Origin of the sequence: Blautia sp. OM07-19 (assembly GCF_003481595.1) — a bacterium.
Classification (GTDB): Bacteria; Bacillota; Clostridia; order Lachnospirales; family Lachnospiraceae; genus Blautia_A; species Blautia_A intestinihominis.
Genome location: NZ_QULA01000013.1, coordinates 43,024 through 66,348, shown reverse-complemented (window position 1 = coordinate 66,348; position 23,325 = coordinate 43,024). Strand labels below are relative to the sequence as shown.

The following is a 23,325-nucleotide window of genomic DNA, read 5'->3' as shown; positions in this document are numbered from 1 at the left end:
ACGATAAAATTGAACATTTTGCAAGGCAGATCGCACAAATTTTATTCTGATACGAGGTCAGAATTTTATACTTTATACCGCGTCTGCGGATCAACCGATAAAGACACAAAAAGAGTAAAATGAACTCTTGGAGTGTCTTTTTTTGTTTGGCAAAATGTTTTGACATGTATCAGATCCAATCACGATAAAAGGAGGAAAGAAGTTTTTATGCCACGTAAAATCAGATCAAATTACATGGAGAAATTCAAATTTGTGTACAATGGCAGAACTTTTGAAAGTAAGCATAAATGCTGTAATTTTTATGGAATATGTTACCGTAGTGTAATGGCATATCAGAATCAATATAAATGTAGAACTGAAGAAGCGATTACACATTTTATTGAATTGAAAAAAAGTAAAGAGATCATATTCCGAAATCGAAAATGGGCCAGCATTAAGACCTGCTGCGAATTTTATGATTTAAACGAAGATTCTGTCAAGACCGATATGTGGAATCGAAAATGCACACCACAGGAAGCGATTGAACGGGCAATAGAATGGAAAAAGGCACATGAAATCACATATCATGGTGTGAAATACCCATCACTGCCTCAATGTTGTGAAGACCTGGAGATAAATCCTATATCAGTACGTTTGTATATGGAAAAAAATGGGGTTTCTTCTACACGTGCGATTACACATTATATCAAATCTAAAGAGAAAAGAGCCTTTGAATTCCGTGGAAAAGAATACAAAAATTTTACGGAATGTTGTCTTGCGTATGGATTAAAGCCAAAGTCAGTAAGTTCAGCAGTATTTAAAGCGAAACGTCCTCACGCGGATGTTATGGAAGAAATTATCTCTCATATGGAAGGTTGTATGCCAAAAGAAGTAACGAAAAAAGAAGAAATTCCTGAAAATCAGGTGATGTCTAAAGAAAGGCATCGTGCGAAAGAGGCTTTTTTTTATGAGGGAAATAAATATATCTCACTTGGACAATGTTGTGAATTCTATGGAATTAATGAATCTAGTGTACGCAGTAGAGCTTGGCGAAAAAAGTGTACATGGGAAGAAGCTGTGAAATATTATATTCAAAAAAAGGAAACAGAAACACCGAAAATGCAATTCTTTTATAAAGGGAAAAGGTATAAAAGTGTTTCAGCATGTTGTGCTGAATACGGCATTAATGCTTCCAGTGTGCGTAACCGTGCCAAAACAACAGAATGCAGCATTGAAGAATCTTTGGATCATTTCATAAAGAAAGCCAGAATGGAAACACAGCCGTCGGTATTTATTTTTAGAGACAAAACCTATAGGTCTTTGGAAGAATGCTGTCTGGAATATGGAGTCAACGCTGACAGTGTATCTTCAAGAAAATATAGATTGAATTGTACTATGGAAGAATCATTGGAGCATTTTATTGAAAATAAAGATATGATTGCCGAAAGAATACAAAAATTTACATTTAAAGGAATAGAATATCGAAGTCTCCGGGCATGTTGTCAAAAATATGGTATTGATGATATATGTGTGAGACAAAGAGCACGAGATAAGAATTGTTCTCTTGAAGAATCGTTTACACATTTTATGACGAGAAAAAGGAAAAAAATGTTAAGTAACCCGGAATTTGAATATCATGGAACTGTTTATCCATCGCTTAAAGTATGCTGTGAGAAATTAGGAATAAATAAAAGCAGTGTAATAAGTCGAAGCCATAGGACCGGATGCAGTTTACAGGAAGCAGTGGAGTATTATGTCAGCCAACAGGAACGTAGAACATTGGATTAATCTATAAGGCCAGCAGGCAGCCTTTTTTAGAATTTATATAATAGAGAGGAGGAACGGTCAATATCATCTGCCTGCAGATATTGACCGGTTATATATGTTGCGAAAAAAAACACAGCCGGAAGCAAACAACGATAAAATTCTTATATCCGTTAAAGAAGCCTGTGAGCTTACAGGACTTTCTGAGAAAACAATGAGATCATTGATGAATGAAAACTGTTTCATGGTACGGATTGGGCGCAGAACACTGATTGATAAGAAAAAATTTCAAAAATGGATAGATCGGCAGTCTTGAAAGCTTTTTTTTGTTGTGCTAAAATATATATCCAGTGCCATGCATTATCATCAGAAAGGATGGTGGTGTTATGGGCAAAAACTTAAAGGGTAAAGAATTAGGAAAAGGATTATATCAAAGAAAAGATGGACGATATGAGGCCAGAATTTTCGTTCGCGGTACAGGAAAAACGTTTTCAATTTATGGTACAAATTTACAACATCTAAAAAAAGAAAGAAATGCCTACCTTGCTAATGTTTCCCCCGGAATTGCAGGATATGATCCTAGAATTTCTGTTTCAAAGTGGTATGAAAAATGGATGCTTATTTATGTGGTGCATTCTGTTAAAGCAACCACTTTAAGTAACTATGTAAATGGTTTTGAGCGAGTAAGAGAATATATTGGTTACATGAGGTTAATAGAGGTCCGTCCAACACATATTCTTGACATGATAAAGGGACTCGAAGAAGAAGGATATGCACGTACAACGGTAATACAATCATTAAGTGTAGTCCGTCAGCTTTTCAAAAAGGCATATGGTGGAAAAATGATACCCATAGATCCCGTAGCCGATATTAAACTGCCTAAAGAAGAACCGGGTGAAATACCTGATGAGAAGATAATGCAGGAACAAGAAGATGAAAAATGTCTTAGTGTATATGACACTCATCGTTTCCTTGAGAGCTGCAAGAATACCCGGTATTATGAACTCTTTTTTATTCTTCTTCATACAGGATTACGTATAGGGGAAGCACTTGCCCTAGAATGGTGTGATCTTGACTTTAAGCATGAAAAGCTTCGTGTATATAAAACCTTAAACAGAGTTACAAAATATTATGATTCGAAAGGAAATGAACTTCCTGAAAGGTATTCTACTATTCAGATTACAACACCAAAGAAAAGTGCCAGCAATAGAAAGGTTCCATTAACGGATGCAGTGATTGCTGCTTTTATGAGCTGGAAGGAAAAACAGGATCGTGATAAAGAAAAACTGGGGAAAAACTGGGGAAAAACAAATATACTTTTAAAAAAATATCCCGGTCTGATTTTTACAACATCTTCAGGAAGAAGTTATCTTCCATCATCAGCTCAAACAGAATGCAGGCGGATTGTTGGGATTGTTAATAAGCATGAAATTGCTCTGGCAGAAAAAGAGAACAGAGATCCGAATTTAATGGATGTTCATCCTCATATTTTCCGTCATACTTTTGTAACAAGATGCATTCAATCGGGAATGGATGCCGCTACAGTAAAGAAAATAGCTGGACACTCTGATGAAAAAATGACTAATTATTATACACACATTGAAGAAGAACATATAGATGACGAATACGAACTGTATATTCAAAAATACGGAACAGAAACCTGATTTTGCAAATGGAGATAAAATTTTAAAGAGAGGTTTAAATACTTGAGTATAGACAAAAACACTAACGAGGGAAAAAACTATCGTAATAATGTGGTCAAATCAACATCTGGAACTTCTAAAAGCCGCATAAACACTGGGTTTCCGGAGAATATTAGTGTATTATCACCGATGATGCAGGAATACTGCAAGACAAAGGAAACCTACAAAGACTGTATTTTGTTCTACCGCCTGGGCGATTTTTATGAGATGTTTTTTGAGGATGCGCTGCTGGTGTCCAAGGAGCTGGAGCTGACACTGACCGGTAAGGACTGCGGGCTTGAGGAGCGTGCGCCGATGTGTGGGATTCCGTTTCATGCTGCGGAGACTTATATCAAGCGTCTGATCGAGAAGGGGCATAAGGTGGCAATCTGTGAGCAGGTGGAGGATCCGAAGAAAGCCAAAGGTCTGGTAAAGCGTGAAGTTATCCGTGTTGTCACACCTGGAACGACTTTGGATGCGACTTCTCTGGATGAGTCCAAGAATAACTATCTGATGTCCATTGTATCAATGGAGGATCATTTTGGCTGCGCCATCGCAGATATTACAACCGGTGACTGTTTTCTGACAGAAGTAGACAAGCCTCAGAAACTTCTGGATGAGATCAACAAATTCGTCCCTGCGGAAATCATCTGCAATGACGCTTTTTTTATGAGCGGAATTGATACAGAAGATCTGAAAGACCGCCTTCGTATCTGTATTTTCCCGCTGGATAACTGGTATTTTGATGACAGTCTGTGCAAGCGCACACTGAGAGAACACTTCCATGTAAATACACTGGAAGGACTTGGTATCCAGGATTATGACAGCGGCGTGATCGCAGCAGGAGCGCTTTTTCAGTATCTGAATGAGACACAGAAGACAGCCTTATCTCATATGGCATCGATCCGCCCGTATTCCGCGGATAAATTTATGCTGATCGACAGTTCTAGCCGCAGAAACCTGGAACTGGTAGAGACACTTCGTGAGAAACAGAAACGAGGATCTCTTCTCTGGGTACTTGATAAGACAAAGACCGCAATGGGAGCCAGAACGTTACGAGGATATGTAGAGCAGCCGCTGATCGATGCATCTGAGATCCGTGCTCGTCTGGAGGCAGTGGAAGAACTGACCCAGAGGCCGATGCTGCGCGATGAGATCCGTGAATATCTCAATCCGATCTACGATCTGGAGAGATTGATCAGCCGCATCAGTTATCAGTCCGCAAACCCGAGAGATATGGTGGCGTTTGCTTCTTCACTGGCAATGATCCCGTATATCCGCCAGGTCCTTCAGGAATTTGAGGCTCCGGTCCTTAAGAAAATCTATGAAGATATGGACCCGCTTGAGGATGTCACAGATCTGATCAAACGCGCGATCGTGGATGAACCGCCGCTCGCACAGAAAGACGGAGGCATCATCAGGGAAGGTTATCATGCAGATGTCGACAAATACCGCCGTTCCAGGACCGACGGCAAGAAATGGCTTGCAGAGCTGGAAGCCCGCGAAAAGGAACGTACCGGGATTAAGACACTCAAGATCAAATACAGCCGTGTGTTTGGATATGCCCTTGAGGTAACGAATTCATTCAAAGACCAGGTTCCGGATAATTATGTCCGCAAGCAGACACTGACCAATGCCGAGCGCTATATCACACAGGAACTCAAAGAACTCGAAGATCTGATCCTCGGCGCGGAGGACCGCCTGTATGCGCTGGAATATGAACTGTTTGCAGATGTCAGGGATAAAGTCGGACAGGAGGTTGTCCGTATCCAGCGGACAGCGAAGGCAGTTGCAGCGCTCGATGTTTTTGCCTCTCTTGCCCTTGTTGCTGAGAAAAATAACTTTGTCAAACCGAAGATTAACGAGAGCGGCGTCCTGGATATCAAGGGCGGCCGTCATCCGGTCGTAGAGCAGATGATCGAAAACGATATGTTTATCTCCAATGATACATATCTGGACAATCAGAAAAAACGTGTCTCCATCATCACCGGACCGAATATGGCAGGTAAATCTACTTATATGCGTCAGACGGCCCTCATCGTTCTTATGGCACAGATCGGAAGCTTTGTTCCGGCAGAGAAGGCAAACATCGGAATCGTGGATCGTATCTTTACGAGAGTCGGTGCATCTGATGACCTGGCAAGCGGACAGAGTACTTTTATGGTGGAGATGACAGAGGTTGCCAATATTCTCCGAAACGCGACATCCAGAAGCCTTCTGATCCTGGATGAGATCGGACGTGGAACAAGTACCTTTGACGGACTGGCGATCGCATGGGCGGTGATCGAGCATATCAGCAACACCAAGCTCTGCGGAGCCAAGACACTTTTTGCAACGCATTATCATGAACTGACCGAACTGGAAGGCAAGATTCCGGGCGTTAATAACTATTGTATCGCTGTCAAGGAAAAAGGTGACGACATCGTATTCCTGCGTAAGATCGTCAAGGGCGGCGCGGATAAGAGCTATGGTATCCAGGTAGCGAAGCTTGCCGGTGTGCCGGATTCTGTCATCAACCGTGCAAAAGAACTCGTCGAGGAACTCAGCGATGCGGATATCACGGCAGCAGTCAAGGACCTGACCGCACCGAAGAAAAAACAGAAGATCGTCTATGACCAGGTAGATATGGCACAGATGTCACTTTTTGATACCGTGCAGGATAATGATATCGTAGAGGAGATCAAAAACCTGGATATGACGAATCTGACACCGATGGAAGCTATGAATATTTTATATAATTTACAGAACAAGATCAAAAACCGCTGGTAAAAAGGATCTTTGTTTATCCGGAATGGGGAGGTAACTTTGAGAAAAATTGCAGTCTTAGATCAGAATACAATCGACAAGATCGCAGCAGGTGAGGTGGTGGAACGCCCGTCCTCTGTGGTGAAGGAGCTGGTAGAAAATGCAATTGATGCCGGTGCGACAGCCGTTACAGTAGAGATCACTGACGGCGGCAAAAAGCTGATCCGCATCACCGACAACGGATCTGGTATGGAAGAAGACCAGATCCCGCTGGCTTTTCTCCGTCATGCGACCAGCAAGATCGAGAAAGTTGAGGATCTGGAGCACATTGCTTCCCTTGGTTTCCGAGGAGAGGCTCTTTCCAGTATCGCGGCAGTTTCACAGGTGGAACTGATCACCAAGACTCCGTCTGCCATCAGTGGAAACCGTTATGTGATCGAAGGCGGCGTGGAGCATTCGCTGGAAGAACTTGGTGCACCGGAGGGTACGACATTTCTTGTACGGAATCTGTTTTATAATACCCCTGCCCGCAGTAAATTCCTGAAATCAGATACAACAGAGGCGAATTATATCCATACCCTGATGGAACAGCTTGCACTTTCTCATCCGGAGATCTCTTTTAAATACATCCAGAATAAACAGGTCAAGCTGCATACTTCCGGCAACTACAGTGTCAAAGATGTGATCTACAGTGTGTATGGCAGGGATATCGCCAAAGCGCTTCTCGAAGTCGAGCAGGAGAATTCGTTCATGAAGATCACCGGCTTTGTCGGAAAACCGGAGATCGCGAGGGGAAACCGTTCTTTTGAGAATTATTACATCAATGGTCGTTATGTCAAGAACAATATCATCACCAAAGCCATTGAGAACGCGTACAAAGGCTTTCTGATGCAGCATAAATTCCCGTTCGTTTCTCTGCGTATGGAGATGGAGGGGAATGATCTGGATGTCAATGTCCATCCAGCCAAGAGGGAAGTACGTTTTGCGAGGGAACAGGAAGTTTACGATGCGATCTATGATACGGTGCGAAATGCCCTGACCAGACGCGAGATGATACCGAAGGTCACACTTGGTCAGGAAGAAACTTCCAGGAAAGAAAATGTGGTCAAGTCTTCTGCGGTACCGGAGCCGTTCGAGCAGAAACGCCGGGAGCAGATCTACGGTACACCGATATCCAGACCGCAGCCGGTGCGAGAAAATCCGGCAGCTTATTCGACGATGCACCCGGCAAAAACGGAGGGGATTTTATCAGAAAAAAATCCGTCCCCGGCACTGACACCTTCTGAGGAGAATCTGTTTGCAGGAACACTCAGGAAGAATCAGGAGCTGGATGAGGTGAAGAAGAAAGTCGAGTTGGAGCAGCAGGCAAAAATGGCAGAAACACTATCGAAAAAAACAGCACCAGCCACGACGACCATACCGCAGGCGCAGGAGACACCAGCAATCGCAAAATCAGAGGAATTACAAATACAGGAACTTCCGGTAACAGAAAAATCATCAGACGCTACGAAACCCGTACCGTCAATAGAATCAGAAGCGCAGACAGAACAGACAAGCACAGAGACACCATCTGCTCCAGCAGAACCATCTCCCGCACCACAAAAAGAGCCAGCCCCCAAACAGCTGGAACTCTTCGAAGAAAAGCTCCTTGCTCCGGAATCCCGAAACAGGATTCGGATGATCGGTCAGGTATTTGATACCTACTGGCTGGCAGAATTTGACGATAATTTCTACATCATCGACCAGCATGCAGCCCACGAAAAAGTCTACTATGAACGCCTGGTAAAGAAATTCCGTGAGAATTCCATAGATTCCCAGTACCTGACACCGCCGCTGATCGTTTCCCTTAATATGCAGGAAGAGGAAATCTTAAACGCAAACAAAGATTACTTTGAACAGTTTGGTTTTGAGATCGAGCATTTCGGTGGTCGTGAATACTGCATCAGTGCTGTGCCATCCAATCTTTATGGTCTCACCGAAGAAGAACTTTTCCTTGAGATGCTGGATCATCTGGACAGCGACAACAGCAAAGATGCACTGGATATTTTTGCATCCAGGCTCGCCACGATGGCGTGCAAGGCGGCAGTCAAGGGAAACAACCGCCTTTCGATGGAGGAAGCTGAGAAGCTTTTGGATGAACTTATGACACTTGAAAATCCATACCACTGCCCGCATGGAAGGCCAACCATCATTTCCATGACAAAGACAGAGATGGAGAAAAAATTCAAACGAATCGTATAGGAGTATGTTATGAAAAAGCCATTGATCGTGCTGACAGGTCCTACCGCAGTAGGAAAAACAAGCCTCTCCATCTCCCTTGCAAAAGCAGTGAACGGAGAGATCATCTCGGCAGATTCCATGCAGGTCTATAAAGGAATGGATATCGGCTCTGCAAAGATCCGTAAGGAGGAGATGCAGGGCGTTACGCATTACCTTGTAGATATCCTGGAACCGGAAGAAGAATTTCATATCGTAAAATTTCAGGAACTGGCAAAAGCCGCCCTGGAAGAGATCTATGCCAAAGGCAAGATCCCAATCCTGGTAGGCGGCACCGGATTTTACATTCAGGCAGTGACCAGAGACATTGATTTCACACAGGCAGAACAGGAAACTTCTTATCGGGAGGAACTGGAGCAGTTTGCAAAAGAAAAAGGAGCTGAGTATCTCCACGAGAAACTTCGCGAAGTAGATTCCAAAAGCGCAGAGAACATCCACGCAAACAATGTCAAACGTGTGATCCGCGCGCTGGAATTTTATCATCAGAACGGCACCCCGATCTCAGAACATAATGAAGAACAGAAACAGCAGACGTCACCATATAATCTGGCATATTTTGTCCTGACCGCACCGAGGGAGATCCTGTATGAGAGGATCGACAGGCGTGTGGATCAGATGATGGAGGAGGGACTTCTCGAAGAAGTAAAATCTCTGAGAGAACGCGGATGCCACCGTGGAATGGTCTCCATGCAGGGGCTTGGCTACAAAGAGATCCTTGCCTATCTGGAAGGAGAATATCCTCTTGAAGAAGCAGTGCGTATCCTCAAAAGAGATACGAGACATTTTGCAAAACGCCAGCTCACCTGGTTTCGGAGAGAACAGGATGTGATCTGGGTGGACAAAGAACAGTTCCACTGGAACGAAGCGGAAATCTTGGAATACATGATGAGCGTCCTGAAAGAACAGGACCTTCTTGGATAAACGACGAATACAGAAAGGAATGATAAGAAACCATGAAAGAAATGTATGAACAGCTTGGTATCTCCTCAGAAGTATATGACTTTGGAGTGCAGATCGAGGCATCTTTAAAAGAACGTTTTCAGAAATTTGATGAAGTCGCAGAGTACAATCAGATGAAAGTACTCCTCGCAATGCAGAAAAACAAAGTAAATGCAGACTGTTTCCAGTCTTCCTCAGGATACGGATACGATGATTTCGGCCGTGATACACTGGAAAAAGTATATGCAGATACCTTCCATACAGAGGCCTGCCTGATCCGTTCCCAGATCACCTGCGGAACACATGCACTTGCGATCGCCCTGTTTGGAAATCTCCGTCCGGGAGATGAACTTCTGGCTCCTGCCGGCAAACCATACGATACTCTGGAAGAAGTCATCGGCATCCGTCCGTCCAGAGGCTCTCTTGCAGAATATGGCGTTACTTACAGACAGGTAGACCTCAAAGAAGACGGAACGTTTGATTACGATGCGATCCGTGCAGCCATCAACGAAAAGACACGCCTGGTAGAGATCCAGCGTTCCAAAGGATATCAGACAAGACCATCTTACTCTGTAAAGCAGATCGGCGAACTGATCGCATTTGTAAAGAGCATCAAACCGGATGTGATCTGTATGGTAGATAACTGCTACGGAGAATTCGTAGACACAATCGAGCCGAGTGATGTCGGAGCAGACATGATCGTCGGTTCCCTGATCAAGAACCCGGGCGGCGGTCTGGCACCGATCGGTGGTTACATCGCAGGAACAAAAGAATGCGTAGAAAACGCTGCTACCCGTATGACCTGTCCGGGACTTGGAATGGAAGTCGGTGCGTCTCTCGGTGTAAACCGTTCTTTCTATCAGGGATTTTTCCTTGCACCGATGGTGACAAAGGGTGCACTCAAAGGAGCAGTTTTTGCAGCAAATATCTATGAGAAGCTTGGTTTCCCGGTCGTACCGAACGGAAGTGAACCGCGTCAGGATATCATCCAGGCGGTAACTCTTGGCACACCGGAAGGTCTGATCGCATTCTGCAAGGGCATCCAGGCAGCAGCACCGGTTGACAGCTATGTAGACCCGGAACCATGGGATATGCCGGGATATGACAGCCAGGTGATCATGGCAGCAGGTGCCTTTGTACAGGGATCTTCGATCGAGCTTTCAGCAGATGGTCCGGTAAAACCACCGTATGCCGTTTATTTCCAAGGCGGACTTACCTGGGAACATGCAAAACTTGGTGTCCTGATGTCTCTCCAGAAACTGGTAGAGAAGAATCTGGTCACTCTCCCATCAAAATAAGGAGTCGTTATGGATAAAAAACCACAGGTGATCGTTGTCGGCGGCGGAGCTGCCGGACTGACTGCCGGAATCATGGCTGCCAGAAACGGAGCAGCCGTCACGATTCTCGAACAGAATGAGAAACCGGGCCGTAAGATCTGCGTGACAGGAAACGGCCGCTGCAATCTGACCAATCAGGAGATGTCCTGGGAAAAGTTCCACGGACAAAACCCGGCATTTGTCAGGGACATTCTGTCTCAGTTTTCGCTGGAAGATACTTTGAAATTTTTTGACGAACTGGGAATTGTTGTGACAGACAAAAAAGGCTGGCTTTATCCAAGAGGCGGCCAGGCGAAATATATTCCGGAGCTTTTGCTTCTTAAGGCACGCTCCCTTAAAGTCAAGATCAAAACAAGAGAAAAGGTCCAGAAGATCTACAGAGAACAGGATCTCTGGAAAGTCCAGACAGAAGGGTGGACCTATGAGGGGGCTGCAGTCATTCTCGCGAATGGCTCCAAAGCTTCTTCCGTACAGGGTGCAGATGGAAGCGGATATGTACTTGCCAGGGAACTCGGACATCATATCCTCAAACCGCTTCCTGCGCTGACAGGGCTCAAGGTAAAAGGCAATTTCTTCTCCGCATGGGCAGGTGTGCGCACCGACTGCAAAGTCACTCTGTGGATCGATGGAACGGAAACTGCCAGCGAGACAGGGGAGATCCAGCTGACGGATTATGGGATTTCCGGAATACCGGTCTTTCAGATCAGTGGAATGGCAGCCAGAGCCCTGGAAGAGAAACGCAAAGTATCCGTTACGCTGAACTTTTTCCCAGAATATACAGAGAAGAACATTCAAGAACTTCTCACAAAAAGGGAAAAAGAATATCCGGAACTTTCCAGGACAGAACGCCTGCTGGGGCTTTTGCCGGATAAACTGATCAAGGTTATCCTGAAACAGAAAGATCCATACAGAGCAATGACTGCTTTTCCTCTTGAGATCAAAGGAACCAGCGGATTTGAACAGGCACAGGTCTGCACAGGCGGTGTAGATACCGGTGAAGTAGATCCGGAGACTCTGGAATCCCGGCTCCATAAAGGGCTGTATTTTGCAGGGGAACTTCTCGACATCGACGGTCCCTGCGGCGGCTATAATCTACAGTGGGCATGGTCGAGCGGAGCAGTGGCAGGCATTCATGCGGCAAAGGAGATAAGATGATAAGGATCACACAGTTAAAACTTCCTATAAACCATACAAAAGAACAGCTGGAAAAGAAGATCGCCCGGACGCTGAAATGTCAGGAGGGCAGCTTCACATACGAGATCATAAGACAGTCCCTGGACGCCAGACACAAGGACGACAAAAAATTCGCCTACACCGTAGATGTCATGGTGCCAAAGGAAAAACAGATTCTGAAAAAAGTTCACAGTAACAATATTATGTCAACAGAAAAGAAAAGATATCATTTCCCGAAACCTGGAAGTACGGAGCTGATTCATCCACCTGTCATCGTCGGAAGCGGACCGGCAGGACTTTTCTGTGCGTGGTATCTGGCAAGGGCAGGATACTGCCCGCTTGTCCTCGAACGGGGAGAAATGGCGTCCAAACGAAAAGAAACGGTAGATCATTTCTGGAAAGACGGTGTTCTCAACCCGGATTCTAATGTGCAGTTCGGCGAGGGCGGAGCAGGAACTTTTTCTGATGGAAAGCTGAACACTCTGGTCAAGGATCCAAACGGACGTAACCATGAAGTCCTGGAACGATTTGTAAAAGCCGGAGCCCCGAAGGAGATCGTCTATCAGCAGAAACCACATCTCGGAACCGATGTACTGATTGGGATCGTAGAAACACTTCGCCATCAGATCGAGGCAATGGGTGGAAGTTTCCGCTTTGAAACGACAATGACGGACCTGATCCTTAAGGATGGCAGACTGGAAGCCGTTGAGGTTAACTACGGAGAAAAGATCCCGGCAGAGGTCTGCGTGCTGGCTCTCGGCCACAGCGCACGGGATACTTTTGAGATGCTGAACCGCCGCGGCGTTTATATGGAACCGAAGTCGTTTGCTGTCGGACTCCGTATGGAGCACCCACAGAGCATGATCAACAAAGACCTCTATGGTGAGGAAGAAAATGAGATCCTGGGGGCGGCGAGCTACAAGGTGACACATACCTGCGAGAATGGCCGTGGCGTGTATTCCTTCTGTATGTGTCCGGGAGGTTATGTCGTAAATGCTTCCTCGGAGCCGGGACGACTTGCCATTAATGGCATGAGCTATCAGGCGCGTGACAGCAAAAATGCAAACAGTGCCCTGATCGTCACCGTAAACCCAAAAGATTTCCCGGATGAGACACCACTTGGCGGGATCGCATTCCAGAGAGAACTCGAACGAAAAGCGTGGGAACTCGGCGAAGGAAGGATCCCGGTTCAGCTTTTTGGAGATTTCAGGAAAGATCAGGCAAGTACAGAATTCGGGGAAGTCGTTCCTCAGATGAGGGGCGGATTTGTACTTTCCAATGTGCGTTCCATTCTTCCAAAGGCAATCGGGGATTCCATCGAGGAAGGCGTTCTTGCATTCGGTAAGAAACTTCATGGCTTTGACCGTGAAGATGCGCTCTTAAGTGGAATTGAGAGCCGGACTTCTTCTCCTGTAAGGATCACAAGGAGTAAAGAAGGACTCTCTAATATAGAAGGAATCTATCCATGCGGAGAGGGCGCAGGATATGCCGGAGGCATCACTTCTGCTGCGATGGATGGGATCAAGGCGGCAGAGTTCATTTGTGAAAAATTTAGAAATTTCTAGGAGGGAGTGTACATCTCCCTCTTTTTATGCTAAAATGAGTTTTGATTCTTCGGGGGCCTGAACTTATTTAGAGAGCGCAGGTAAGATATATGAATCAAACCATCAAAGATATACCGGAATCCGAACGTCCTTATGAGAAATGCATGCGGGACGGGGAGAGTACACTCAGTGACAGTGAACTTCTGGCAGTGATCCTCCGGTCCGGGACCAGAGGGAAGAATTCGCTGAACCTCGCAAATGAGATCCTGAACCATATGGAACATTCTTCATATCCCGGTCTTTTGGGAATCCTTCACAGTTCCCTTTCAGACCTTAAGAAGATACATGGGATTGGCACTGTCAAGGCGGTGCAGCTTAAATGCATTGGAGAATTGTCAAAGCGAATCTCATGTGCGGCAGCCAGACCAAACTTGAGTTTTCAGAATCCGGATTCGATTGCAGCCTATTATATGGAGCAGCTTCGTCATCAGGAACAGGAAATAATGATCTGTATGATGCTGGATAACCAGAACCATTTACTGAATGATACGATTCTCTCCAAGGGAACAGTCAATGCAACACTGATCACTCCAAGGGAAGTATATCTGGAAGCACTTCGCTATCATGCGGTCAGTCTAATTCTGGTACATAATCACCCGGGTGGCAATCCGGTTCCAAGCCAATGTGACCGCGAAGTCACAGAACGGATTTTCCGGGCAGGAGAGATGCTTGGGATTGGTCTTCTGGATCATATCATTATCGGTGATCACAGGTATGTAAGCTTCAGGGAAGAAGGAATACTCGGAGAATACCTGGAATGAAGGGATTGTTTTATGCTTTTAAGAAAAACATACGGAATAGATCTGGGAAGCAGCACGATTAAAGTCTATTCCTTTTTAAAAAACAAGAGTTACATGGAAAAAAACATGGTAGCATCCAGAGGACGCAGAATCATTGCAGTGGGAAATGAAGCCTATGAGATGTTTGAAAAATCTCCGGTAGACATTGCCGTGAATTCTCCGATGACATTTGGTATGATTGCAAATCTGGAACTCCAGGAGATCGCATTATACAGTATGATGAAAAAAATCGATAAATTTCTGGGAGTTGGATCCGATATGTTTTTTTCAGTTCCACTGGATATGACTGCGATTGAGAAGAGGGCGTATTATTATGTGGCAAATGGACACTGGCTTCATCAGAACCGGGTTTACATGGTAGAAGCTCCGATCGCGGATGCACTTGCAATGGGAGTCCGGATGGAGAAAAATGAAGGCAGTATGGTTGTCAATATTGGTGCACAGAGCACACAGTTTTCTATTCTGACAGACGGAAACATTATCATTTCCAAGAAAGTTCCGATCGGCGGCAGACAGATGAATGAAGCAATCTGTGCAGAGATCCGCAAGCGTTACAACCTGCAGATCGGTACGCGGACCGGGAAACGGCTCAAGATTGCGATGGGCCGTCTGAACGATCAGCGGAAGGAGGCACGCAAGGTAGTTGGAATTGACAGCATCTCCGGTCTTCCACGGGAAGAAGTTATTTCCGGATATGTGGTAAATGCCGGGATTATGGACTGTGTGAATGAGATTGCAGCAGAAATGAAGACGTTTCTGGAGCGAATTCCACCGCAGATTGCCTACCACATTGCCAGAGAGGGGATTTATCTCACCGGAGGAAGTACGCGAATTCCATATATTGATAATTATCTTGCGAGCTATACAGGATTTTCCTTTAACTTATCGCCTTTCTACGAAAAGGCGACAATCTGCGGTCTGGAGAAGATCATCCGTGACCGTGACCTGATGAAATGGGCACAGCCCGTTAAACAACGTAAATTATAATTTTTTAGGGGTATGATACATGAGAAACCTGAAAAAGAAATTTCAATTTCGTATACATTTAAAGAGTAAACATCTGCTGGTGATCATGACATTTTTCTGTGGAAGTGCTGTGGTATCGACACTGGCTTCCGGTGTTACATCGGAGCCGCTGGCAGAGGCAGCAGGAATGATCGTAGTTCCATTTGAAAAAAGTATCAATGGGATCGGAAGCTGGATCGGTGAGATCAACCAGACATTTCAGGATAAGCAGGATCTAATCGATAAGAACCAGGAACTGCAGGATGCTGTTGATACACTTACAGAACAGAATAATATCCTGATCCAGAATCAGTCAGAACTTTCCAGACTTCAGGAACTTTACAATCTGGATGAGGAATATTCCTCATATCCTAAGGTTGCTGCCAGAATCATTTCCAAGGACCCTGGAAACTGGTACGATACCTTTATGATCAATCGCGGAAGTAATGATGGTATCCGTGTGGATAATAATGTGATCGCTGGTAAGGGGCTTGTAGGAATTGTTACAGAAGTAGGACCAAACTGGGCTACCGTCCGTGCGATCATTGATGACAGCAGTAATGTAAGTGCAATGACCGTAGGCACAGATGACACCTGTGTGGTAGAAGGAGAACTTGAACTGATTGATGAGGGGAAACTTCGTTTTTCACAGCTTTATGACAAGGATGATAAAGTTACGGTAGGCGAGAGAGTTGTTACTTCCAATATCAGTGACAAATATGTAGAGGGACTGTTTATCGGTTACGTCAGCGAGATTGAACTGGATACCAACAATCTGACAAAGACCGGTACAATTGTAACACCGGTGGATTTTCAGCATCTTAAGGATGTCTTTGTTATCACGGTAAACAAGCAGGATGCAGTTGATAACAGTGGAGCAGCGGATACTTCTTCTGATGCAGATACCGACCAGGAGGGAGCAGAATAATGAAAAGTAAAATCGTTCTGTTTTTTACGATCATTTTGTCTTTCCTTTTGCAGTCAACACTTCTCCAGAAAATCGCCATTGGCTCGATCACTCCGAATCTTCTGTTGATTCTATGTGTTTCCATGGGGCTGATGCGGGGACGTAAGAGTGGCCTGTGGACGGGATTTTTCAGCGGACTGCTTGTAGACCTGTTTTATGGATCTGTATTTGGATTTTATGCGCTGATTTATATGTATGCGGGATTTTTCAGTGGTTATGCATTCCGTATTTATTATGATGATGATATCAAAGTTCCAATGGCTCTCACTGCAATCATGGATCTGTTCTATAATCTGGCAGTGTATGGACTTCAGTTTTTCCTGAGAGGAAGGCTTGGACTTTTTACATATCTGTACAGGATCATTATTCCGGAAATTTTTTATACAGTGTTTCTGACAATGATCGTTTATAAGATTTTTTATTATATTAATCATCGCTTCATGAGTGCGACCAGGAAAGAAAGGGAATCTATTTGGGTACTAAAATAAAAAAAATATTCAAAAAAATTCAACTGAAACGAACCTCTGTGCTTTTGCTGGTGTTTATTCTTTTGTCTTTTGTTCTGATACGCCAGCTTTATGAGCTGCAGATCATTCAGGGCGAGGACTATATTGATGAATTCCAGACAAGGACCACCAAGACACGTGTCCTCAAAAGTACCAGAGGTAATATTTATGACAGAAACAATAAACTGATTGCTTCCAATATTTTGTCATATTCTCTGACATTTGAGGATAATGGAAGTTATGATACGACCCGCCAGAAAAACCTGACATTAAATGGTACTGCTTATAAGGTTTTGCAGATCCTTGCTGAGAATGGAGACAGTCTTTCAAATACATTTCATATTAAACTGGATAACAGTGGAAATTATGTGTTTGATATTGATCCTGGATTTACCCTGAATCGATTTAAGGCAGATATTTACGGTCATGCGCTCATTGATGACCTGACCAAAGACGAGGCAGCTGCCAGTGCTGCTGACATGATGGATTATCTTAGTGGTAACAAGGGATTTTCTATCGTCCTTTATGGCGATGAAGCCTATACAGATGCAGAGTTGAAACAGTACGGTCTTCCGCAGGAACTTACCAGGCAGGAAGTTCTGGATATTGCAATCATGCGCTATGAACTGAGCACAAACAGTTTCCAGAAATATATGGCGGTTACGATCGCGACAAATGTCAGCGAGAGCACCGTTGCAGCAATCAAGGAAAATCAGAATGAACTTCAGGGAATTGATGTTCTGGAGGATTCCAGCCGCCAGTATGTAGAGGATGAGAGTATGGGACCTCTGCTGGGCTATACTGGTAAGGCATCTTCTGATGAACTTGCAGATCTTAAGAAACAGGATCCGAAATACTCTAATGATGCCGTCATCGGTAAAGCGGGAATTGAACAGTATATGGAAATGGATCTTCAGGGAACGGATGGACAGGAGACGGTTACGGTTGATAACCTTGGTAAAGTCCTCAAAATTGACAGTGGCACAACAATAGAGCCACAGGCTGGAAATGATGTTTATCTCTCTGTAGATTCAGACTGGCAGGCGGCAATTTATCAGATCCTCAAACAGAGGGTTGCCGGTATTCTTCTGAACAAGATCGAGGCAGTTAAGGAGTTTGACTATGAAGCTGAACAAGATGCAAGTAGGATCGTTGTTCCGATCTATGATGTATACAATGCACTGATATCCAACAGTGTGATTGATATTGATAAGTTCAGTAATCAGAATGCTTCCGATACAGAAAAAAATTTATATGCCAAATTTCAACAAAAGCAGCAGGAAGTTTTTGATACAATAACTAACAGGTTGACAATGGACAATTCGCCTGCATATAAGGATGAATCGAAGGAATTTCAGGAATACCTTTCTTATATTTGTGATACCATTCTCAGAGATACACTGGGAGTCATAAAGAAGGATTCCGTAGATACTTCGGATGCGACATACCAGGCATGGACAACAGATCAGAGTATCAGTCTCAAGGATTATCTGAACTATGCCGCAAGCCAGAACTGGATCGATATTTCTGTTATTTCACCAGATGGGGAATATCTGGATTCCAATGAAGTTTATAAGGCACTTACGGATTATATTACAGATTATCTGAAGACAGACACTGGTTTTTCGAAGCTTTTGTACAAGTACATGCTTATGAATGACCAGATTTCCGGACAGGATATCTGCCTGGTACTTTACGAGCAGGGCGTTCTTTCCAAGGATGACTCAAGTTATGAAAGCCTTGCCTCCGGTCAGATGTCTGCTTATGATTTTATGATCAATAAGATTGCCAATCTGGAGATCGAACCGGCACAGCTTGCACTTGCACCGTGTTCTGCATCAGCAGTCATTACAGATGTAAATACCGGAAAAGTTCTTGCATGCGTTTCTTACCCTGGATATGATAATAACAAACTCAGCAATAATATGGATACCAGCTATTATTCAAAACTTGCATTGGATCAATCCAGCCCGTTCTTTAACAAGGCAACGCAGCAGACAACAGCACCTGGTTCTACATTGAAGCTTCTGTCTACGATTACAGGAATGATGGAGGGCATTATTGATGATGGAACTTATTATGAGTGTACAGGTAAATTTGATCTGGTAACACCGGCAATTTACTGCTGGAACCGACAGGGGCATGGATCTCTTGAGATTCGTGGTGCGATTGAGCAGTCCTGCAACTACTTTTTCAATATGATCGGTTTCCTTGCAGGAAAGAATGCAGATGGAGATTTTTCGGAAACATTGAGTCTTTCGAAACTGCAGCAGTATGCATCCGAGATTGGTCTGGATGAAAAAACAGGCATTGAGATTTCAGAAGCATCTCCACATGTTTCTGACAGTAAGGCAGTTCCGTCTTATATTGGACAGGGTAATCATCTGTTCAGTACCAGTCAGCTTGCACGATATGCGACGGCACTGGCAACTTCCGGAACAGTTTATGACCTTTCCCTTCTGGATAAGGTTACAGATTCTCAGGGAAAAATCCTTACAGAATATGCTCCGTCTGTCAAAAATCAGATGACGGATGTTCCGAGCAGCGTATGGGATGATATTCATGATGGTATGCGCAGGGTTGTTGAAACACATGAACAGTTCAATGGACTTGGAGTAACTCTTTCTGGTAAGACAGGTACTGCCGAGCTGGATATTTACCATCCGAACCATGGTCTGTTTATCGGTTATACGACTTCAGCATCAACAGGTGCTCCAGAATATGCGCTTGCTGTCCGAATTGCAAATGGTTACAGTTCAGGAAATGCCTGTTTGACCGCAAATGATATCTTACAGTACATTTATGATCTGGCAGATGAAGATACAATTCTGACGGGCTATGCCTCCAGCGATACCAGCAATACTTCAAATGATTAACAGACACAGGGCATCTGCCCTGTGTCTGAGATCACAGAAGAAAATACCAGAAGTCTGGAACATATCTTTGAGGAGGATACAGAAACATGGGCGAAGTGATAGTAATTACATCCGGTAAGGGTGGCGTGGGCAAGACAACGACAGCTGCCAATATTGGCACAGGTCTGGCAATGCTGGACAAGCGGACAGTTGTTGTCGATACAGATATCGGTCTTCGGAACCTGGATGTGATCCTGGGACTTGAGAACCGTATCGTGTATAATCTTGTGGATGTCATTAATGGAAACTGCCGTCTGAAGCAGGCACTGATCAAGGACAAGAGACATCCGGAACTGTTTCTTCTGCCATCTGCGCAGACGAAGGACAAGTCGGCAGTGTCACCGGAGCAGATGATCAAGCTGACAGAGGAACTCAGGGAAGAGTTTGATTTTGTTCTTCTTGACTGTCCGGCCGGCATTGAGCAGGGATTTCGAAATGCGATCGCCGGGGCAGATAAGGCACTTGTCGTAACAACACCGGAGGTATCTGCAATCCGTGATGCAGACCGTATCATTGGACTTCTTGAAGCGGAAGATATCAGGGATATCCATCTGATCATTAACAGGCTTCGACCTGATATGATCGCACGTGGAGATATGATGTCCGTAGAGGATGTGATCGAGATCCTTGCGTGGATCTGATCGGTACGATCCTTGATGATGAGCAGATCGTGATCGCAGCCAATCAGGGAGAACCGCTTTCGGGAAGGAATTCTCAGGCAGAGGAGGAATACCGCAATATCTGCCGGAGGCTTCTTGGTGAGGAGGTTCCTTTTGCAGAACTCAGATCAAAAAAAGGAATGTTTCAGCGAATTGGAGATTTTTTCCGTAAATGATCCATAAGCAGAAGGAGGGGATTTGTATGAAAGCATTTTCGCAATTCAGGAACCGCTCCGCTGATTATGCAAGGAACCGGATGAAGCTCCTTCTGGTTTCAGAGCGGATCGACTGTTCTCCGCAGATGATGAAATTGCTGAAAGATGATATGATCCGCACAGTAAAAAAATACGTATCCATAGATGAAGATGGCGTTGTATTCCGGATCAGCCAGGAACCGCCGGTTCTTCATGCGGATATTCCGGTATATAAGAAAAGGGAATAAGATACAAAATGATTAAACAGTATAAGTTACGATTTTATAATTTCAGACTGGTGATCTTTCTTCTTGCGATCAGTGTGATCGGAATCATTCTGGTTGGAAGTGCCAGAGATGACCTGCGGAGTAAGCAGATGATCGGTGTTATCATGGGACTGATCTTCATGGTGATTCTTTCACTGATTGATTATTCCTGGATATCCAATTTCCAGTGGATCATGTATGGCGCGAACATCGCCCTTCTTCTGATCGTTCGTCTGTTTGGTGATTCTGCAAACGGTGCAGCGCGCTGGATTGATTTTGGATTTATTCGTTTCCAGCCGACAGAGTTGTCAAAGATCATCATTATATTGTTTTTTGCCAGGTTTTTTATGGATCACGAAGAAGATCTGAATACGCCGAAAACACTGGCGAAATCCGTTTTATTGCTGGCTGTTCCACTGCTTTTGATCTATGAGCAGCCGGACCTTAAGAATACGCTTATGATGCTGGCTGTGTTCTGCATCCTGATCTATATTGCAGGACTTAGTTACAAGGTCATAGGCGGAACATTCCTGATCCTGATCCCGTTGATCATCATCTTTCTTTTTATTGTTGTTCAGCCGGATCAGAAACTGATCAAGGACTATCAGAGAGATCGAATCATGTCATTCCTTTATCCTGAAAATGATGAGTACAGTGATGATATTCAGCAGCAGAATAACTCCAAGACAGCGATCGCATCAGGAGAACTGATCGGTAAGAAACTGTCCGGAAACGATGAAGTTACTTCTGTAAATGAAGGAAACTTTGTATCTGAGAACCAGACAGACTTTATTTTTGCAGTTGCAGGCGAAGAATATGGTTTCCTTGGCTGCTGTACGATTATTCTTCTGCTTCTGGCAATCTCGATAGAATGTATCCGGATGGGACTTCGGGCCAAGGATCTGTCGGGTAAGATCATATGCTGCGGAATGGCGAGTATCGTTTCTTTGCAGAGTTTTCTGAATATCTGTGTTGCGACAGGAATCGCACCAAATACAGGTACACCGCTTCCATTTGTAAGTTATGGCCTGACTTCTCTCGTCAGTCTTTATCTTGGAATGGGGCTTGTCCTGAATGTAGGCTTGCAGAGCAGTGCATACAATAAGGAAATTCGCAAAAAGTCAGTAAATCAGAAAGAGGATTACCTATGAAAAAAGAACAGCCACGTGAGCGCAGAAGAGAAGAGATGCAGGAGAGACCAGCAAGACCTCGTAATACTTCCTCATCCGCTGCTTCCACCAGAAAAAAAGCAGCCCGGTCAGCAAGACCGACAGGAAGTGCTTCACACACTCAGCAAATCAAAGGCAAAAGTGCACGTCCTGTCAGTCCGACACAGGCAAGAAGAAATCCGGAAGCACGCCGGAAAAAACGTCCCAGAAGAAATTTCCTTCCGACTATAGTAACGGTGCTTCTTCTGGCAGTCGTATTGTGTGGAGGAGGGTACTTCTTATTGCAGAAGGGACTTTCCTTTGGCAGACAGGTACAGGCATTTGATATCAATCAGGAATTCCAATATCAGAATACACTTAAGGCAACTTCAAGAGCGGCTTCTTTTGCTGCAGACCTCTGTGTGGTAAGCGGTGACCAGAGTCTGGATTCTGTGACACTGGAGGATGGACAGGAGGGACTTCTCCTGGATATCAATGACAAATCGGTAATGTATGCAAAGGGTGCTTATGACAAAGTTTATCCGGCAAGTATCACCAAGATCATGACAGCACTCCTGGCATTTACAAATGGAAACATGGATGACGTAGTCACGATCTCAGAGGAGAATGTAACTCTGGAGGAAGGCTCTCAGCGAGTTGGTTTCCAGGTAGGTGATCAGGTAACGATGGATGAACTGGTGCACTGTCTCCTTGTATATTCAGGAAATGATGCCGCATCTGCGATCGCAACGCATGTCGGCGGTTCAACCGAGAATTTTGTTTCCATGATGAATGCTTATGCCGCACAGCTTGGATGTACAGGAACACATTTCACAAATCCTCATGGACTGCAGGATGAGAACCATTATACAACACCATATGACATCTATCTGATGCTCAAAGAAGCACTCAAGTATCCTGAATTTACAGAGATCACACAGATGGGAAGCTATACTGCAAATTATAAATACAGCGATGGCTCTGATGCGAGTGTAGTACTGACAGCAACCGACCATTACCTTACAGGAGAAGCAACGGCACCAAAGGGCGTTACGATCCTTGGAGGTAAGACGGGAACCACCAGCAGTGCAGGAAACTGTCTGGCATTGTTATGTCAGAATGAATATGGCAATCCATTTATATCCATCGTAATGGGAGCTTCCAGTAAGGAACTTCTGTATCAGGAGATGAGTTCACTTCTGGAGAACATCAATACCGTATAATACATGAATGTATAAAAAGAGACAGCCCGGAGAGTTTATGCAGAATGACAGAGCTCTGGGCTGTTGTTTTTATAAAATAAAGAAGTGTGTTATATAAATTAAAATGTTATAGTATAATAAATACATATAACAAACCAAACCC

General features: G+C 44.4%; 17 protein-coding genes and 1 pseudogene. All 18 read left to right on the top strand.

What is annotated here, in order from left to right; genetic code table 11:
- Window positions 1–207: 207 nt before the first annotated feature.
- The 18 genes and pseudogenes from DXC01_RS10660 (at window position 208) to DXC01_RS10575 (ending at window position 23,183) form a co-directional block, all read left to right on the top strand.
- Window positions 208–1,767 (top strand): hypothetical protein, encoded by a 1,560-nt coding sequence (locus DXC01_RS10660; protein ID WP_118698874.1) that lies wholly within the window; start codon window positions 208–210, stop codon window positions 1,765–1,767.
- A 94-nt stretch (window positions 1,768–1,861) separates the two neighbouring features.
- Entirely contained in the window at window positions 1,862–2,059 is a 198-nt protein-coding gene (locus tag DXC01_RS21480; RefSeq protein ID WP_005422911.1) for a helix-turn-helix domain-containing protein, read from the top strand.
- A 70-nt stretch (window positions 2,060–2,129) separates the two neighbouring features.
- The gene (locus DXC01_RS10650; RefSeq protein WP_117593458.1) at window positions 2,130–3,407 is read left to right on the top strand and encodes a tyrosine-type recombinase/integrase; all 1,278 of its coding nucleotides are present in this window, start codon (window positions 2,130–2,132) and stop codon (window positions 3,405–3,407) included.
- Between the two features lie 168 nt (window positions 3,408–3,575).
- Window positions 3,576–6,194, top strand: a complete 2,619-nt coding sequence (gene mutS / locus DXC01_RS10645; RefSeq protein ID WP_118698873.1) for a DNA mismatch repair protein MutS — start codon at window positions 3,576–3,578, stop codon at window positions 6,192–6,194.
- Between the two features lie 36 nt (window positions 6,195–6,230).
- On the top strand, window positions 6,231–8,411 hold the full coding sequence (gene mutL, locus DXC01_RS10640) for a DNA mismatch repair endonuclease MutL (protein ID WP_118698872.1): 2,181 nt from the start codon (window positions 6,231–6,233) through the stop codon (window positions 8,409–8,411).
- Between the two features lie 9 nt (window positions 8,412–8,420).
- Window positions 8,421–9,368, top strand: coding sequence for a tRNA (adenosine(37)-N6)-dimethylallyltransferase MiaA (gene miaA / locus DXC01_RS10635; RefSeq protein WP_022214988.1), 948 nt, complete (start codon window positions 8,421–8,423; stop codon window positions 9,366–9,368).
- A gap of 32 nt (window positions 9,369–9,400) precedes the next feature.
- Entirely contained in the window at window positions 9,401–10,684 is a 1,284-nt protein-coding gene (locus DXC01_RS10630; protein ID WP_118252940.1) for a methionine gamma-lyase family protein, read from the top strand.
- A gap of 9 nt (window positions 10,685–10,693) precedes the next feature.
- Window positions 10,694–11,878: an NAD(P)/FAD-dependent oxidoreductase gene (locus tag DXC01_RS10625; RefSeq protein WP_118698871.1), complete on the top strand. Its 1,185-nt coding sequence runs from the start codon at window positions 10,694–10,696 to the stop codon at window positions 11,876–11,878.
- The gene (locus DXC01_RS10620; protein WP_118698870.1) at window positions 11,875–13,461 is read left to right on the top strand and encodes an NAD(P)/FAD-dependent oxidoreductase; all 1,587 of its coding nucleotides are present in this window, start codon (window positions 11,875–11,877) and stop codon (window positions 13,459–13,461) included. Before DXC01_RS10625 ends, DXC01_RS10620 begins: the two co-directional genes overlap by 4 nt.
- An 89-nt stretch (window positions 13,462–13,550) precedes the next feature.
- Window positions 13,551–14,261 carry a RadC family protein gene (gene radC / locus DXC01_RS10615; protein WP_022214992.1) on the top strand — a complete coding sequence of 237 codons (711 nt, stop codon included), beginning with the start codon at window positions 13,551–13,553 and terminating at the stop codon, window positions 14,259–14,261.
- Window positions 14,262–14,273: 12 nt separating this feature from the next.
- Window positions 14,274–15,287: a rod shape-determining protein gene (locus DXC01_RS10610; protein WP_022214993.1), complete on the top strand. Its 1,014-nt coding sequence runs from the start codon at window positions 14,274–14,276 to the stop codon at window positions 15,285–15,287.
- Window positions 15,288–15,306: 19 nt separating this feature from the next.
- Window positions 15,307–16,233, top strand: a complete 927-nt coding sequence (mreC, locus tag DXC01_RS10605; protein WP_022214994.1) for a rod shape-determining protein MreC — start codon at window positions 15,307–15,309, stop codon at window positions 16,231–16,233.
- A complete protein-coding gene (gene mreD / locus DXC01_RS10600; RefSeq protein WP_118698869.1) occupies window positions 16,233–16,760 on the top strand; it encodes a rod shape-determining protein MreD in 528 nt (175 codons plus the stop codon). The genes mreC and mreD overlap by 1 nt, the downstream gene beginning before the upstream one ends.
- 62 nt (window positions 16,761–16,822) lie before the next feature.
- Complete coding sequence (locus tag DXC01_RS10595) at window positions 16,823–19,654, top strand: penicillin-binding transpeptidase domain-containing protein (RefSeq protein WP_243111598.1); 2,832 nt, start codon at window positions 16,823–16,825, stop codon at window positions 19,652–19,654.
- A gap of 86 nt (window positions 19,655–19,740) precedes the next feature.
- A pseudogene (minD, locus tag DXC01_RS10590) lies at window positions 19,741–20,528 on the top strand (septum site-determining protein MinD).
- A gap of 26 nt (window positions 20,529–20,554) precedes the next feature.
- Window positions 20,555–20,794 carry a cell division topological specificity factor MinE gene (gene minE, locus DXC01_RS10585; protein WP_022214998.1) on the top strand — a complete coding sequence of 80 codons (240 nt, stop codon included), beginning with the start codon at window positions 20,555–20,557 and terminating at the stop codon, window positions 20,792–20,794.
- Window positions 20,795–20,802: 8 nt separating this feature from the next.
- Window positions 20,803–21,963 (top strand): FtsW/RodA/SpoVE family cell cycle protein, encoded by a 1,161-nt coding sequence (locus DXC01_RS10580; protein WP_118698867.1) that lies wholly within the window; start codon window positions 20,803–20,805, stop codon window positions 21,961–21,963.
- Window positions 21,960–23,183: a D-alanyl-D-alanine carboxypeptidase family protein gene (locus DXC01_RS10575; protein WP_243111597.1), complete on the top strand. Its 1,224-nt coding sequence runs from the start codon at window positions 21,960–21,962 to the stop codon at window positions 23,181–23,183. Before DXC01_RS10580 ends, DXC01_RS10575 begins: the two co-directional genes overlap by 4 nt.
- Window positions 23,184–23,325 lie beyond the last annotated feature (142 nt).